12 protein-coding genes are annotated in these 15,657 nt (G+C 67.8%); 7 read left to right on the top strand and 5 right to left on the bottom strand.

Annotation, left to right across the window (positions count from 1 at the left end):
• Window positions 1–151 precede the first annotated feature (151 nt).
• Both AC5YGJ_RS19665 and AC5YGJ_RS19660 read right to left on the bottom strand, forming a co-directional pair.
• Window positions 152–1,579, bottom strand: a complete 1,428-nt coding sequence (locus AC5YGJ_RS19665; RefSeq protein WP_496187497.1) for an amino acid permease — start codon at window positions 1,577–1,579, stop codon at window positions 152–154.
• 81 nt (window positions 1,580–1,660) lie between these two features.
• A complete protein-coding gene (locus tag AC5YGJ_RS19660; protein WP_496187496.1) occupies window positions 1,661–3,136 on the bottom strand; it encodes an amino acid permease in 1,476 nt (491 codons plus the stop codon).
• 133 nt (window positions 3,137–3,269) lie between these two features.
• Between AC5YGJ_RS19660 and AC5YGJ_RS19655 the strand changes: the two genes are divergently transcribed.
• Window positions 3,270–3,884 carry an NUDIX hydrolase gene (locus tag AC5YGJ_RS19655; protein WP_309336781.1) on the top strand — a complete coding sequence of 205 codons (615 nt, stop codon included), beginning with the start codon at window positions 3,270–3,272 and terminating at the stop codon, window positions 3,882–3,884.
• Window positions 3,885–3,910: 26 nt separating this feature from the next.
• Here AC5YGJ_RS19655 and serA read toward each other — a convergent pair whose 3' ends face one another.
• A complete protein-coding gene (serA, locus tag AC5YGJ_RS19650; RefSeq protein WP_054171635.1) occupies window positions 3,911–5,152 on the bottom strand; it encodes a phosphoglycerate dehydrogenase in 1,242 nt (413 codons plus the stop codon).
• Between the two features lie 169 nt (window positions 5,153–5,321).
• Here serA and AC5YGJ_RS19645 point away from each other — a divergent pair, with 169 nt between their 5' ends.
• The 3 genes from AC5YGJ_RS19645 (at window position 5,322) to AC5YGJ_RS19635 (ending at window position 8,978) form a co-directional block, all read left to right on the top strand.
• Window positions 5,322–6,710, top strand: coding sequence for a D-2-hydroxyglutarate dehydrogenase (locus AC5YGJ_RS19645; protein ID WP_496187495.1), 1,389 nt, complete (start codon window positions 5,322–5,324; stop codon window positions 6,708–6,710).
• Between the two features lie 62 nt (window positions 6,711–6,772).
• Entirely contained in the window at window positions 6,773–7,072 is a 300-nt protein-coding gene (locus AC5YGJ_RS19640; protein WP_496187494.1) for a DUF2388 domain-containing protein, read from the top strand.
• A 10-nt stretch (window positions 7,073–7,082) separates the two neighbouring features.
• The gene (locus tag AC5YGJ_RS19635) at window positions 7,083–8,978 is read left to right on the top strand and encodes a DUF7844 domain-containing protein (RefSeq protein ID WP_496187493.1); all 1,896 of its coding nucleotides are present in this window, start codon (window positions 7,083–7,085) and stop codon (window positions 8,976–8,978) included.
• On the opposite strand, the gene AC5YGJ_RS19630 is transcribed toward AC5YGJ_RS19635, so the two are convergent.
• A complete protein-coding gene (locus tag AC5YGJ_RS19630; RefSeq protein WP_496187492.1) occupies window positions 8,956–10,032 on the bottom strand; it encodes an ATP-binding protein in 1,077 nt (358 codons plus the stop codon). The two genes, AC5YGJ_RS19635 and AC5YGJ_RS19630, sit on opposite strands and share 23 nt — an antisense overlap.
• Entirely contained in the window at window positions 10,032–10,748 is a 717-nt protein-coding gene (locus AC5YGJ_RS19625) for a response regulator (RefSeq protein ID WP_496187491.1), read from the bottom strand. The genes AC5YGJ_RS19630 and AC5YGJ_RS19625 overlap by 1 nt, the downstream gene beginning before the upstream one ends.
• A gap of 129 nt (window positions 10,749–10,877) precedes the next feature.
• Here AC5YGJ_RS19625 and AC5YGJ_RS19620 point away from each other — a divergent pair, with 129 nt between their 5' ends.
• From AC5YGJ_RS19620 to AC5YGJ_RS19610, 3 genes are all read left to right on the top strand, one after another.
• On the top strand, window positions 10,878–12,032 hold the full coding sequence (locus tag AC5YGJ_RS19620) for an efflux RND transporter periplasmic adaptor subunit (protein WP_496187490.1): 1,155 nt from the start codon (window positions 10,878–10,880) through the stop codon (window positions 12,030–12,032).
• A 65-nt stretch (window positions 12,033–12,097) separates the two neighbouring features.
• On the top strand, window positions 12,098–15,247 hold the full coding sequence (locus AC5YGJ_RS19615) for a multidrug efflux RND transporter permease subunit (RefSeq protein WP_496187489.1): 3,150 nt from the start codon (window positions 12,098–12,100) through the stop codon (window positions 15,245–15,247).
• Entirely contained in the window at window positions 15,228–15,620 is a 393-nt protein-coding gene (locus tag AC5YGJ_RS19610; protein ID WP_496187488.1) for a DUF4440 domain-containing protein, read from the top strand. Before AC5YGJ_RS19615 ends, AC5YGJ_RS19610 begins: the two co-directional genes overlap by 20 nt.
• Window positions 15,621–15,657 lie beyond the last annotated feature (37 nt).

Here is a 15,657-nt window from a genome sequence, read left to right as displayed (position 1 = left end):
AGCCGCATGGATGCGGCTGCCAAGCCTACAGGGACGTACTTGCGGCGTCCCCCGCGTACCCATGCCTCCCCGCCAAACCAGCACACCCGCTCTTGCCGTTGCTCTGGCTTCACACGCGGGTGCAGGGCCGCAGGCCCTGCAATGCAAAACCTTACTTAGCCCGCAGGCGGCTGTGCCGGAACCCGTAGCAGAAATAGATCACGAAACCGACGAAGGTCCACACGCCCATCAGCATCCAGTTGTGCATCGTCATCGCCGACAACAGCGCCAGGCAGCTCAGCACGCCCAGGCTGCAGATCAGCCAGGCCATCGGCATGCGGAACGGGCGCGGCAGGTCCGGCTGGGTGCGACGCAGGATCAGCACGCCGGCACACACGGCGGCAAACGCGATCAGCGTCCCCATCGACGTCAGTTCGCCGAGGATGTCCAGCGGGAACAGCGCCGCCAGCAGCGCGATGCCGATGCCGGTGATCACGGTGTTGATGTGCGGGGTGCGGTACTTCGGGTGGATCCTGGTGAACACCGGCGGCAACAGGCCGTCGCGACCCATGATCATGAAGATGCGCGGCTGGCCGATGATCATCACCAGCACCACCGAGGACAGGCCGACCAGCGCGCCGACCTCGACCACCCAGCGCAGCCAGTCCAGCTGCGGATGCGCGGCCACCGCGGTCACCACCGGCTCGTCGGTGCCGAGCAGCGGGTACGGCACCAGGCCGGTCATCACCGCGGCCATCGCGATGTACAGCACGGTGCAGACCACCAGCGACAGCATCATGCCGATCGGCATGTCACGTTGCGGATTCTTCGATTCCTGCGCCGCCACCGACACCGCCTCGAAGCCGATGTAGGCGAAGAACACCATCGCTGCGCCGCGCAGCACGCCTTCCATGCCGTACTTGCCGGGGCCTTCGTTGGCCGGGATGAAGGGCGTCCAGTTGCTGGTATCCACGTACTTCCAGCCGGCCACGATGACCAGCACGATCAGGCCGGTCTTGAGCACGACCATGGCCATGTTCATCGCCGAGGATTTGCTGATGCCGACGTAGCACAGCCAGGTCAGCAGCAGCACCAGTCCGGCTGCGGGCAGGTTGGCGATCGCGCCGGTCGGACGCAGCTGTGCGTCCAGTGGCGCGCTGACCAGCGCGGCGGGCAGATGGATGTCGAACTGGCTGAGCAGGCTGAGGAAGTAGCCGGTCCAGCTGACCGCCACTGCCGAGGCGGACACGCCGTATTCGAGCACCAGCATCCAGCCGATGAACCAGGCCGAGAGCTCGCCGAAGGTGGCGTAGGTATAGGTGTAGGCGCTGCCGGAGACCGGCACCATCGAGGCGAACTCGGCGTAGGCCAGTGCGCAGAAGGCGCAGCAGATCGCGGCCAGCACGAACGACAGCATGATCGCCGGGCCGGCGTGGTTGGCGGCGGCCTGGCCGGTGATGACGAAGATGCCGCCGCCGATCACCGCGCCGATGCCAAGGGCGGTCAGGCCCCAGGGGCCGAGGTGGCGGCGCAGGCTCAGGCCGTTGGCGTCTTCATGGGCGGCGTGCGGGTGCTTGGTGGCCCACAGTTGCTTGAACATGTCTGGTGGTCTTGTCGAAGCGCCGTTCGAGTCGGCGCGGGGAAAACGGACGGGCCGGCGCAGGGCCGGCCCGTAGGCGGATCAGGAGGACTTGGCCAGCTTGCTGTTGCGGATGCCGTAGCCCAGGTAGATCAGCATGCCCAGCACGGTCCAGCCGACGAACAGGTGCCAATGCACCACGAACGCCTGCCAGAACAGGAACAGGCAGGTGGCCGCGCCCAGCGGGCAGATGATCCAGACCATCGGCACGCGGAACGGGCGATGGATCTCCGGCTTGGTATAGCGCAGCACCAGCACGCCGATGCAGACCGTGGCGAAGGCCAGCAGGGTGCCCATCGACACCAGCTCGCCCAGCACGTTCAGCGGCACCAGGCCGGCCAGGGCGGCGGCGATCACGCCGACCACGATGGTGGCGACGTACGGGGTGCGGAAACGGGCGTGCACCTTGCCGAAGAACTTCGGCAGCAGACCGTCGCGGGAGATGGTGTAGGCGATGCGGGTCTGGCCCATCATCATCACCAGCACCACCGAAGACAGGCCGGCGATGGCGCCGATTTCCACCGCGGTCTTCAGCCACGACAGCTGCGGGTAGCCTTCCAGCGCGGTGGCCACCGGCTTGTCGGTGCCCAGCAGGTGGTACGGCATCATGCCGGTCAGCACCGCGCAGACGATGATGTAGACGATGGTGCACACCGCCAGCGAGCCGAGCAGGCCGATCGGCATGTTGCGCTGCGGATCCTTGGTTTCGCCGGCGGCGGTGGAAACCGCGTCGAAGCCGATGTAGGCGAAGAATACGATGGTGGCCGCGCGGAAGATGCCGCTCCAGCCGAACTCACCCGGCACGCCGGTGTTTTCCGGGATGAACGGCTGCCAGTTGGACGGGTCGATATGGGCCGCGCCGATGCCGATGAACAGGCAGATGACGGTGACCTTGATCGCCACGATGATCGCGTTGACGAAGGCCGACTGGGTCACGCCCACGTACAGCAGGCCGGACACCGCCGCCACGATCAGCACCGCCGGCAGGTTGAACAGCTTGCCGGAGGCGACGAACTCGCTGCCGGTCCAGGCGATGGGCGCGGCGCTGAGCAGGTCAGGGAACGGCATGTGCAGCGTAGTGGTGATGAAGCTGATCAGGTAGGCCGACCAGCCCACCGCGACCGAGGCCGAGGCGAACAGGTACTCCAGCACCAGGCACCAGCCGATGAACCAGGCCATGCCTTCGCCGAGGGTGGCGTAGGAATAGGAGTAGGCGCTGCCGGAGACCGGCATCATCGCGGCGAACTCGGCATAGCACAGGCCCGCCAGGGCGCAGGCGAAACCGGCGATCACGAACGACAGCATCACCGCAGGGCCGGCGTGGTTGGCCGCCGCCTGGCCGGTCAACACGAAGATACCAGCGCCGATCACCGCACCCACGCCAAGCAGGATGAGGTGTTTAGCCGTGAGGGTCCGTTTCAACGTGGCTTCGCCATCCAGGCTGCCTTCGATGGGTTCGCCGGCATCGACGTGCCCGGCCGGCTGGACCGGCTTGACCCTCAACAGAGCTTTCAGCATGCAGTACTTCCTAGTGATCGGATTTGGGTGGGCCGCCGATACGTTGCCGGCAACCTTGAATGGTGAAGGCCGCGCGAACGGCCCGCTGTACCTTAGCCAAAGCTGAAGCCAACGCACAAGCGCAATCGCAACAATGAACGGCGATAATGAGCAGTATTTTTCCAAACGCCGCCCATTCATGAGCCAGACCGCCGAAACCCTTGCCGTGCTTGACGATCGCCTGCGTGGCCTGTTGCGCGACTATGCCCGCCGTGAGCCGGCCCACGACGCACTGGCTGCCGAATTCGGCACATTGTTGGATGATCCGGAAGATCCGTTCCGCCGCGAACGGCTGGCCGGGCATTTCACCGCCAGCTGCTGGCTGGTCAGTGCCGATGGCCAGCGCCTGCTGCTGACCCATCACCGCAAGCTGCAGCGCTGGCTGCAGCTGGGCGGCCACGCCGACGGCGAGCGCGACCTGGCCCTGGTGGCGCTGAAGGAAGCTGAGGAGGAGTCGGGCCTGAGCGGCCTGGTGCTGGAAGATCCGGCTATCTTCGACATCGACAAGCACTGGATTCCCGAACGCAAGGACGTGCCGGGGCACTGGCATTATGACGTGCGTTTCGTGATCCGGGCGCTGGGTGGCGAGGCCTTCGTGCTCAGCGAGGAATCGCTGGCGCTGGCCTGGCGGCCGGTGACCGAGGTCGCGGCCGATCCGGAATCGGACGAATCGATGCAGCGCATGGCGCGCCGCTGGCTGGCGCGCTGACCGGGCCATGCCCGGCGACGCGTTGATCAATACAGGATGCGCGTACGCAGCGTGCCCGCAATCGCGGCCAGCTCGTCGCGCACGGCGGCGGCCTGTTCCTCGCTGGCGGTGATGTCGATCACCACGTAACCCACCTTCGGGTCGGTGCGCAGGAACTGGCCGTCGATGTTGACGTTGTGGCGCGAGAAGATCTCGTTGACCCTGGACAGCACGCCCGGCACGTTCTGGTGGATGTGCAGCAGGCGCAGGCTGTCGGCGTGCTCGGGCAGGGTCACTTCCGGGAAGTTGACCGCCGACAGGGTGCTGCCGTTGTCGCTGTAGCGCACCAGTTTGGCCGCCACTTCCACACCGATGTTGTCCTGCGCCTCCAGCGTGCTGCCGCCCACGTGCGGGGTCAGGATCACGTTGTCGTGGCGGGTCAGCGGCGATTCGAAGATATCGCCGTTGCCCTTCGGCTCGACCGGGAACACGTCCAGCGCGGCGCCGCCGACGTGGCCGCTGGCCAGTGCGGCATCCAGCGCATCAATGTCGACCACGGTGCCGCGCGCGGCGTTGATCAGGTGCGCGCCCTTGCGCATCTTCGCCAGCTCGGTGCTGCCGATCATCCACTGCGTGGACGGGGTCTCCGGCACGTGCAGGGTGACGATGTCGGCGCGGGCCAGCAGGTCGTCCAGGCTGGCCGCTGCACGCGCATTGCCCAGTGCCAGCTTGGTTTCCACGTCGTGGAAGATCACCTGCATGCCGAGTGATTCAGCCAGCACGCCGACCTGGGTGCCGATGTGGCCGTAGCCGATGATGCCCAGCGTCTTGCCGCGCACCTCGTGGCTGCCGCTGGCCGACTTCGACCAGCCGCCGCGATGGCATTCGGCGTTCTTCTGCGGGATGCCGCGGGTCAGCATGATCGCTTCGGCGATCACCAGCTCGGCCACGCTGCGGGTGTTGGAGTAGGGCGCATTGAACACCGGGATGCCGGCCAGCTCGGCCGCGTCCAGGTCGACCTGGTTGGTGCCGATGCAGAAACAGCCCACCGCGATCAGGCGCTTGGCCTCGGCCAGCACCTCGGCGCTGAGCTGGGTGCGCGAACGGATGCCGACGATGTGCGCTTCGGCGATGCGCGCCTTCAGTTCGTCCTCGGGTAGCGCCTTGGTGTGCGCCTCGATCTGGCTGTAGCCGGCGGCGCTGAACACCTCCACGGCGGTCTGGCTGACCCCCTCCAGCAACAGCACGCGGATATCCTGCTTCGGGAACGAGGTCTTCTTCGGCGACATGGGGCAACACGGCCAGTGGGACAGGGGCCAATCACTATGCCAGATCGCGACGCCGATGGTGCAGTGCGCAATTGGTTGCATCGGTAGCTATCTGCCCGCCTGCGGGGCTGGACGCTGGCGCGTGCCGCTGGCACGCTTGCCCGTTCTTCACGCCCCGCGCTGGACCGTCATGACCGATTCCCGCATTGCCTCGCTGCAGCAGGCCTGTCCCGGCCTGAAGCTGAAGACCGACCCGGCCGACCTGGAGCATTACGGGCGCGACTGGACCCGACGCTGGACGCCGGCGCCGCTGGTGATCGCGCTGCCGGCCACGGTCGAGGAAGTGCAGGCGGTGATGCGTTGGAGCGCCGAGCATGGCGTGGCGGTGGTGCCGTCCGGCGGCCGCACCGGCCTGTCCGGAGGCGCTGTGGCGGCCAACGGCGAGCTGGTGCTCAGCCTGGAACGGATGAACAAGGCGCTGGCCTACGATGCGGTCGACCGCACGCTGGTGGTGCAGGCCGGCATGCCGCTGGAAGCCGTGCACAACGCCGCGCTGGACCATGGCCTGATCTACCCGGTGGATTTCGCTGCACGCGGTTCCTGCTCGATCGGCGGCAACATCGCCACCAATGCCGGTGGCATCCGGGTGATCCGCTACGGCAATACCCGTGAATGGATCGCCGGCCTGAAGGTGGTGACCGCCAATGGCGAACTGCTCGAACTCAACAAGGGGCTGATCAAGAACTCCAGCGGCTACGACTTCCGCCAGCTGCTGATCGGCTCGGAAGGCACGCTGGGCGTGATCGTCGAGGCCACGCTGAAGCTGACCGACCCGCCGCCGGCCAGCAACGTGATGCTGCTGGCACTGCCCAGCTTCGAAGTGCTGATGCAGGTGTTCGCCGCGTTCCGTGCGCGTCTGCAGCTGCAGGCCTTCGAATTCTTCACCGACCGCGCGCTGGAGCACGTGCTGGCGCACGGCGCGCAGGCGCCCTTCGATGAGGTGCATCCGTACTACGTGGTGACCGAGTTCGCAGCCAATGACGAGGCACAGGAAGCGGCGGCGATGGCCGCCTTCGAGGACTGCATGGGCAATGGCTGGGTCAGCGACGGCGTGATCAGCGCCAGCGACGCCCAGGCTGCCCAGCTGTGGCGCCTGCGCGAAGGCATCACCGAAGCGCTGGCGCGTTACAAGCCCTACAAGAACGACGTCTCGGTGCGGATCTCGGCGATGCCGGCGTTCCTGGCCGAGACCCAGGCGCTGATCGGGCAGGCCTACCCGCACTTCGACGTGGTCTGGTTCGGCCACATCGGCGACGGCAACCTGCACATCAACGTGCTCAAGCCCGATGACACCGGCGACGCCGATTTCGTTGCGCAGTGCGAGCACGTGACCAAGCTGCTGGCGCAGGTGCTGGCCCGCTTTGACGGCAGCATCTCGGCCGAGCACGGCATCGGCCTGGTCAAGAAGGGCTACCTGGACAGCACCCGCGGCCCGGCCGAAATCGCGCTGATGAAGGCGGTCAAACGTGCGTTCGATCCCCAAGCGCGGCTGAATCCCGGCAAGCTGTTCGACGTGTGAGCCGCGCATAGCCTTCACACACCCGTTACGCTCCCCGCATCCCAACAACCGGCTTCGAACCGATGACCCGTCCGCTTCTGCTGCTCGCCCTGCTGTCCCTGCCGCTGGGCGGCTTTGCATCCAGCTTCGCTGGCACCTCGGCCGGTTCGGCCACCGGTGCATCTTCCGGTTCCTCGGGCAGCAGCTCGGGTGATGACAAGGTGGTGCTGGCCGCACGCGATGACGCGGCCGCTTTCGTGGCCAGCGATGGCCAGATCCGTGGCGCGCGCCTGCAGGCGGCGCTGGTCCACCTGCGCGAGCACAGTGCTGCCGCGCAGCAGCAGAGTGACCTGGAGCTGGCCCGCGCGCTGCTGGCGCGTTGATCCGGGTTGCATGGCACCCGCGATATCGCATTCTGTAGAGCCGAGCCATGCTCGGCTGAACACCTGCACGCCGACCGTGACCGCCGCCGAGCATGGCTCGGCGCTACAGAAGCGTAGGCGCTGGAACCCAGCCAGGCATGGCCTGGCTCTACTGCTGGCGGCTCCGGCCGTTCATGCCGGCGGATACCTGGAACTTGACCCTGCCGGGCTGAGCCCGGCGCAGCAGCAGGTGGCGACGCAGACCCTGGCCGACGTGCAGTCGCTGCTGCCCGATGGCCTGCTGCGCGCGTTGCCGGCACAGGTGCAGGTGCGCTGGAGCGACGATCTGCCGGCGGAGGTGCACGGCCGTGCGTTCGCGGGCGGCATTACCCTGCGCCGCGACCTGCTTGCAGACGCCCTGCCGGGTGCGCGCCGGGCAAGGCGCAGCGCGCTGGTGCACGAACTGACCCATGTGGCAGATCGCAGCGGCGCGGCATGGTCGCGCAGCCCGCGTTGGCGCGATCTGGCCGGGTGGCAGCGCAAGCCCTGGCATCTGGGCCGCGGCGACAACGACTTCCGTGACCGCGGCCCGGATGGCTATGAGCTGAAGAGTCCGGCCGAGTACCTGGCGGTGAATGCCGAGCATTTCGTGCTCGATGCCGATTTCGCCTGCAGGCGCCCGGCGCTGGCGCAGTGGTTCCAGGCCCATTTCGGAACGCCGCCATCATTGCCGCGGCCGCAGTGCGCGACGACGCTGCCGCTGCTGCAGGCCGAAGCCGAGGAGGGGGCGGCGTCGCTGCTGCAGCTGGACCCTGCGCGCGTCTACGCGGTGGACTACCTGTTCGCCGAGGGCAGCGCACAGCCGATGAGCCGTTGGGGCCACAGCATGCTGCGGCTGGTGATCTGCCGGCCGGGGCGTGCGCCGGGTCCGGACTGCCGGCTGGATCTCGAGTATCACCGCGTACTGTCCTTCCGCGCCTTCGTCGGCGATGTGCAGATCTCCAACTGGCGTGGACTGACCGGCGGCTATCCCTCGCGGCTCTTCGTGCTGCCGCTGCAGCAGGTGGTGGATGAGTACACCAAGGTCGAGCTGCGTGGGCTGCAATCGCTGCCGTTGCAGCTGCAACGCGACGAGATCGCCAGCCTGCTCGAGCGCACCGCGCAGGTGCATTGGAGTTATGACGGCCGCTACTACTTCGTCAGCAACAACTGCGCGGTGGAGACCGCCAAGCTGCTGCAGGCCGGCGTGCCACGCCTGGGCCAGGCCGGCTTGGCGCAGTTGACCCCGCGTGGGCTGAAGCGTCGCTTGGCACGGCTGCAGGTGCTGGACCAACAGGTGTTGGCCGATCGCGATCTGGCGCAGGCGCAGGGCTACTATTTCGCCTCGGCGCGTGACCATTACCAGCAGCTGTTCGGCGTGGCGGCCGCGCAGCTGGCCTTGCCCGCACGCGATGTACGCGGCTGGCTGAAGCTGCCGGCGCGGCAGCGCGCGCCTTGGCTGCTGCAGGGCGATCTGCGCGCCAGCGCCGGCCTGCTGCTGCTGGAACAGGCCGCGCAACGGCGCGCCGAACTGCGCGCCCGCGATCTGCTCAAGCGGCGCCTGCTGGCGGCAGCGGACAGCGACCAGACCCGCGCATTACGCGGCCTGCTGGAACAGAGTGGGCAGTGGTTGCGCCCGGCATCGTTGTTGGCCGACGGCGGCTACGGACTGCCGCAGGCCGATGAGCAGGTGCCACTGGCGCAGGCGGTGGCGGCGATGAGTGCGCAGGCGGTTCCCGGTTGGCAGGCGCTGCGCGTGCAGCTTCGCCAGCAGCTGCCGGCGCAGCAGCGTGCCGAGATGGACGCCATCGATGCCAACCTGGCTGCACTGGGCGCACACCTGCGCAGGCAGGCGGCGACGCCGGCTACTGGCGAGGCAGCTCGATGACGAAGCGGCTGCCGCCGGCACGGCCCGGCGTGCAGTACGCCTGGCCGCCGTGCGCATCGGCGATCGCCTTCACCACCGCCAGGCCGAGGCCGCTGCCGCCGCCTTGACGCGAGCGCGATCCGTCGGCGCGCATGAACGGGGTGAAGATATCCGCGTGCAGTTCCGGGTCGATGCCGGGGCCCTCGTCTTCGATGGCCACCTGCACATGGCCCGGTGTGTCATGCACGGCGATGCGGACCCTGCCCGGGCTGGCGTAGCGCCGCGCGTTCTCCAGCAGTGCCAGCAGCGCCTGCCGCAGCCGGGTCGGGTCGCAGTGCGCGTTGTGTTCCTCGCGGCTGGTTTCCAGCTCCAGCACGAAGCCGGCGGTGCGGAACTGCGGATCGACCAGGGTCATCACCGAATGCACTTCGGCCACCACATCGGTGCGTGCCCGGCGCACGTCCAGCCGCGCATTGTCGGCCAGGCTGAGCACGCGCAGATCCTCGATCAGCCGCGACAGGCCTTCGACCTGCGCCAGCAGGCTGCGGAACTGCGATTCATCGGGCTGGAACACGCCTTCGGCCAGCCCCTGCAGGCGGCCGCGCAGGATGGTCACCGGCGTTCGCAGTTCATGGGCGATGGCGGCATGCCACATCGCACGCTCGCTTTCCATCTGCTGCAGCCTGCGCGCCATCGCATTGAAGTCCTCGACCAGGGTGGCCACTTCGCCCGGCGAGTTCTCTTCGGCACTGGCACGTGCGCCCAGATCGCCGTCGGCAAGCGCGCGCACGCTGTCCACCAGCGAGTTCAGTGGTGACAGGATGCGGTGGGCAAGACGGAAGGACGCGGCGATGGCCAATGCCAGGCCGGTCAGGATCACGCCCACCATCCAGGCCAGTTCAGGCCCGGTCGGCAGCCATCCTTCCGGCTCATCGGTGCTGCCGGGGAAGAATTCCACCAGCACTGCATACAGCAGCCACGACGACAGGATCATCATCACGATGACGCCGATCACCATCAGCGACATCGATACGATGATGTGCCGGCTGAGCCCGGAGCGACGCAGGCGGGCCATCAGCGGTCGGCCATCAGCCGGTAGCCGACGCCGCGCACGCTGGCCGGTACGTTCAGCATGCCGACCTCATCCAGCTTGCGGCGCAGCTTGCTGACGTGGCTGTCGACGGTTCGCTCCAGCGCCTCGCTCTCGGGCAGGCATTCGTGCATCAGTTCGCTGCGGCTGAAGATGCGCGTGGGCGCCAGGGCCATGCAATGCAGCAGCTTGAACTCGGTGAGAGTGAGCAGGACCTCGTGGCTGTAGCCGTCTCCTTCCACGTGCACCGCATGGGTGCCCCAGTCGATCAGCAGCGGACCCACGCGCAGCGCGGTGGGTGCATCGGCGCGCGCGGCGCGCAGGGTGCGGCGCAGCACGGCGCGCGCGCGCGCGGCCACTTCGGCCGGGTTGAAAGGTTTGACGACGTAGTCGTCGGCACCCATGCGCAGGGCGGTCAGCTTGTCCAGGTCCTGGTCCAGCGCGGTCAACATGATCACCGGCGTTTCGCCGCGCTGGCGCAGCTGGGTCAGTACGCTCCACCCGTCCAGGCGCGGCAGCTGCACGTCCAGCAGCACCAGGTCCGGGCGGGCGCTGCGGTGCAGGTCCAGTGCGGTGTGGCCATCGGCGGCGCGCAGCGTGCGCAGCCCTTCGCGTTCCAGATAAGCGGTGAGGATGTCGGCGATCTCGGCCTCATCCTCGACGATCAGGACGAGGGCGGCCAGGGCGGGGGAGGCGTACATGCAGGGGCGGGGCGGTAAGGTGCTTGCCTCCATCGTATCTCCACACTTCCTCCATCGAAACCCCATCATCGGCCCGCACACTGCGCGCTTCAGAACCTATCCGCCGCCTGCGCGGCATTGTGCACAGCAATGAGAACCTTCAGGACGCCGGTCGCGTTGATCGCGGCGCTCACCCTGGCCATGACGGCCTGTTCCTCCCCCGAAGCCACTCCGGAAGCGGCGCCGCGCGTCAGCGTGGTCACTGTCGCCCCGCAGGTGGTGCAGCGCGATGACGAGCTGCCCGGGCGCGTCGCTGCGGTGCGCACCGCGCAGATCCGCGCGCAGGTGGGCGGCATCGTCCAGCGCCGCCTGTTCGAGCAGGGCGCCGAAGTGCGTGCAGGCCAGGCCCTGTTCCAGATCGATCCGGCCGCGTTCCGTGCCGATGTCGATTCGGCACTGGCCGCTCTGCAGCGCAGCGAGGCGGCATTGGGCCGCAGCCGTGTGCAGTCGCAGCGCCTGCATGCGTTGGCCGCAGCACAGGCGGTCAGCCAGCAGCACCGCGACGATGCCAGCGCCGAGTTCGAGCAGGCCCGCGCCGCAGTGAATGAAGCGCGCGCGATCCTCGCCCGTCGCCAGCTTGATCTGCGTTATGCCACGGTCAGTGCGCCGATCGAGGGGCGTATCGACCAGGCGCTGGTCACCGAAGGGGCGCTGGTCGGCGTGGCCGACGCCGAACCTATGGCGGTGGTGCAGCAGATCGATCAGGTCTACGTCGATGTGCGCCAGCCCGCCGCGCAGCTGGAATCGCTGCAGCGCAGTGCCGCCGGTGGCGGCGAGCTGCCGGTGACCATCATCGGGGCGGCCGGCAAGGCATTGCCCGAGCGTGGCCAGCTGCTGTTCTCGGGCATCAATGTCGATGCGCGTACCGGCGATGTGATCCTGCGGATCCTGGTCGACAATCCGCAGCGGCAGTTGCTGCCGGGCATGTATGTGCGCGCCAGGGTGCCGCGTGGTGCGCCGGCCAGCGCGCTGACGGTGCCGCAGCAGGCGGTGCTGCGCAGTGCCGGTGGCCAGGCCTACGCCTGGGTGGTGGGCGCCGACGGCAAAGCGGTGATCCGCACCTTGGAGGTGGACGGCAGCGTCAACCGCCAGTGGCTGGTCCGGCATGGGTTGAAGGCGGGCGAGAAGGTGGTGGTCGAGGGCCAGGAGCGCCTGCGGGAAGGCGTGGTGGTCGATGCGCGTGACTGGCAGTTGCCGGTCGCCAGCGCCAGCACCGGCGCGGCACAGGCCGGCAGCAAGGGCTGAGCCTTTCCAGGGGCGGTACTTCCGGGGCCGGCCCCATCAGGCCAGCTCCTCCAAGGATTTCCAACATGGCACGTTTCTTCATCGATCGCCCGGTGTTCGCCTGGGTGCTGGCGATCTTCATCATTCTGGCCGGCGCGCTGGCGATACCGCGCCTGGCCGTGGAGCGCTATCCGTCGGTTGCGCCGCCCAGCGTCAGCATCTACGCCAGCTATCCAGGCGCCAGCCCGCAGACGCTCAACGACGCCGTGGTCGGGCTGATCGAACGCGAGCTGTCCAGTGTCAAGCACCTGCTGTATTTCGAATCTTCGGTGGATACCTCCGGCGATGCCTCGATCACCGCCACCTTCAAGCCGGGTACCGACCCGGAGCTGGCGCAGGTGGATGTGCAGAACCGGATCAAGGGGATCGAGCCGCGATTGCCGCGCAGCGTGCGCCAGAATGGCCTGTTCGTGGAGGCCGCCGATTCCGGTTTCCTGATGCTGGTGGGCCTGCGATCGCCCGACGCCAGCGTCAGCGAGGCGGCGCTCGGTGATTTCATGGCGCGCAACATGATCGAGGAGCTGCGTCGTATCGACGGTGTTGGCCGCGTGCAGCTGTTCGGCGCCGAGCAGGCGATGCGGGTGTGGCTGGATCCTGCCCGGCTGACCGGCTACGGCCTGACCATCGGCGATGTGGCCACCGCCATCGAACAGCAGAATCTGGAGATTTCCCCGGGGCGCATCGGTGATTCGCCGGGCGTTCCTGGGCAGCGCATCACCGTTCCGCTGAGTGCCGACGGGCAGTTGTCCACACCGGAGCAGTTTGCCGCCATCGTGCTGCGCGCTGGCGCCGATGGCTCGCAGGTGGTGCTGGGCGACGTCGCACGTGTCGAACTGGGCGCACAGAGTTACGCTTGGGGTACGCGCGAGGACGGTCACCCGGCCACCGCCGCCGGCGTGCAGCTGCGCCCGGGCGCGAACGCGGTGCGTACGGCCGCCGCGGTGCGGGAGCGGATGGCGGAGCTGGCGCCGTTGCTGCCGCGCGGCGTGGAATCGAGCATCCCGTTTGACACCGCGCCGTTCGTAAAGATCTCCATCCAGAAAGTGGTGCAGACCCTGCTGGAAGCGATGCTGCTGGTGTTCGCGGTGATGTACCTGTTCCTGCAGAACTGGCGCTACACGCTGATTCCTGCCCTGGTTGCGCCGATCGCGCTGCTGGGAACGTTTGCGGTGATGCTGGCGCTGGGCTTCTCGATCAATGTGCTGACCATGTTCGGCATGGTGCTGGCGATCGGCATCATCGTCGACGATGCGATCGTGGTGGTGGAGGGTGTCGAGCGGATCATGGCCGAGGAAGGCCTGCCGCCGCGCGAGGCGACGCTCAAGGCGATGCGTGAGCTGACCGGTGCGGTGATCGGCATCACCCTGGTGCTGACCGCGGTGTTCATCCCGATGGCGTTCTCCAGCGGTTCGGTGGGCGCGATCTACCGCCAGTTCACCGTGGCGATGGCGGTGTCGATCCTGTTCTCGGCGCTGCTGGCATTGAGTCTGACCCCGGCGTTGTGCGCGACGCTGCTGCGCCAGGCCGATCCTGGCCACCCGGGTCGCGGTCGGCTGCTGGGCGGGTTCAACCGAGCATTCGAGCGGATGACCGGACGTTACCAGCGTGGCGTGGCCGGGGTGCTCAAGCGCAGTGGCCGGGTCATGGCAGTGTTCGTGGCACTGGTGGCGGCCCTGTTGCTGGGACTGCACTGGTTGCCGGGTGCGTTCCTGCCTGAAGAGGACCAGGGCTACTTCATGACCTCGATCCAGCTGCCGGCCGAAGCCACCGCCGAGCGCACGCTGGCGGTGGTGGAAGCCTACGAGCGGCATGTCGGATCGCGGCCGGGCATCGCCTCCAACCAGTCGATCCTGGGCTACAGCTTTTCCGGCTCCGGCCCGAGTGCGGCGCTGGCCTACACCATGCTGAAGGACTGGGGTGAGCGCGCCGGCGCCACCGCCGCCAGCGAAGTGGAGGCGGCGCAGAAGGCGATGGCCGCGGTGGGCGAGGGGGAGGTGATGAGCGTGATGCCACCGGCCATCGACAGCCTGGGGCGGTCCTCTGGTTTTTCGCTGGCATTGCAGGCGCGGACCGGGCAGAGCCAGGCCGAACTGCGCGCGGCACTGCAGCAGCTGCTGAAGCTGGCCGAGGCCAGCCCGCTGTTGTCGGAGGTGCATGCCGATGGCTTGCCGGCCGGCACCAGTGTGCGACTGGACATCGACCGCGCCAAGGCCGAGGCGATGGGGGTTGGCTTTGCCGACATCAGCAGCACGCTGTCTGCGGCGATGGGGTCGCAGTACGTCAACGACTTCCCCAACAAGGGGCGGTTGCAGCAGGTGATCCTGCAGGCCGATGCGCCGCACCGGATGGAACTGGACGACGTGCTCAAGCTCTATGTGCGCAACAGCGAGGGTGGCATGGTGGCCTTGTCCGAACTGGTGGTTCCGCACTGGACCGAAGCCCCCCTGCAGTTGCAGCGCTATCTCGGCTTCCCCGCGCTGAACCTGTCGGGCGCACCGGCGCCGGGCACCTCCACCGGCCAGGCCATGGCCGAGATGGAGCGGCTGGCCCGGCAGCTGCCCGATGGTTTCGCCCTGCAGTGGACCAGCCAGTCGCTGCAGGAGCGCGAATCAGGCGCGCAGGCGCCTTGGCTGCTGCTGTTGTCGATGCTGGTGGTGTTCCTGGTACTGGCAGCGTTGTATGAAAGCTGGTCGATTCCGGTGTCGGTGATGCTGGTGGTGCCGCTGGGCCTGCTCGGCGCGGTGGCGGCCGTGCTGCTGCGTGACATGCCGAACGATGTGTTCTTCAAGGTCGGCATGATCACCGTGATCGGCTTGTCGGCCAAGAACGCGATTCTCATCGTCGAGTTCGCACGCCAGCTGCAGCAGCAGGGCCGCGGCCTGGTCGAGGCGGCGTCGGAGGCGGCACGCCTGCGCCTGCGGCCGATCGTGATGACCTCGCTGGCGTTCGCACTGGGCGTGGTGCCGTTGATGCTGGCACAGGGCGCGTCGAAGGAAACCCAGCAGGCGATTGGAACCGGCGTGTTCGGCGGCATGGTCAGCGCGACCGTGCTGGCGGTGTTCTTCGTGCCGGTCTTCTATGTAGTGGTGCAGGGCGCGCGGCAATCGATCGCGCGGCGCCTGCGCAGGCGCCGGCCGATGCCGGAAGGATCCGTGGATGGAACGGAACATCATTGATTATCTGCACGAACGCCAGCTGGCGGTGCTGGAGCAGCGCCTGTGCCAGGCGTTGCTGGAAGATGACCGCGAAACACTGACCGCGCTGGTATCGCCGGCGTTGTTCATGATGGAGGCCAACGGCGGGCGCATGCTCGAGCTGCCATGGCTGGGCGATTGGCTGGCCGGCAATCTGCAGGTCAAGGGCCTGCAGGTGCAGGCGGTGGAAACGTTGTTGTGCGGGCGGCTGGCGTTGCTGTCCAGTGATGTGCGATTGGTGGTGCACTGGCGCGGCCGTGAGCATGCAATGGGGCTGCGCCTGCTGCGGGTGTGGACCTGCAGTTCCGGTGCCGGTGGCGCGCAGCTGCTGTCGATGGCGGTGCTGGCTGCATGAATGCGGTCAGCCCGGTTTCAGCCCCCGCTCAGCGCCA

This window comes from Stenotrophomonas sp. CS3K5 (genome assembly GCF_059515225.1).
The sequence above is the reverse complement of the archived record's forward strand: the minus strand, read 5'-3'. Positions and strand labels throughout refer to the sequence as shown.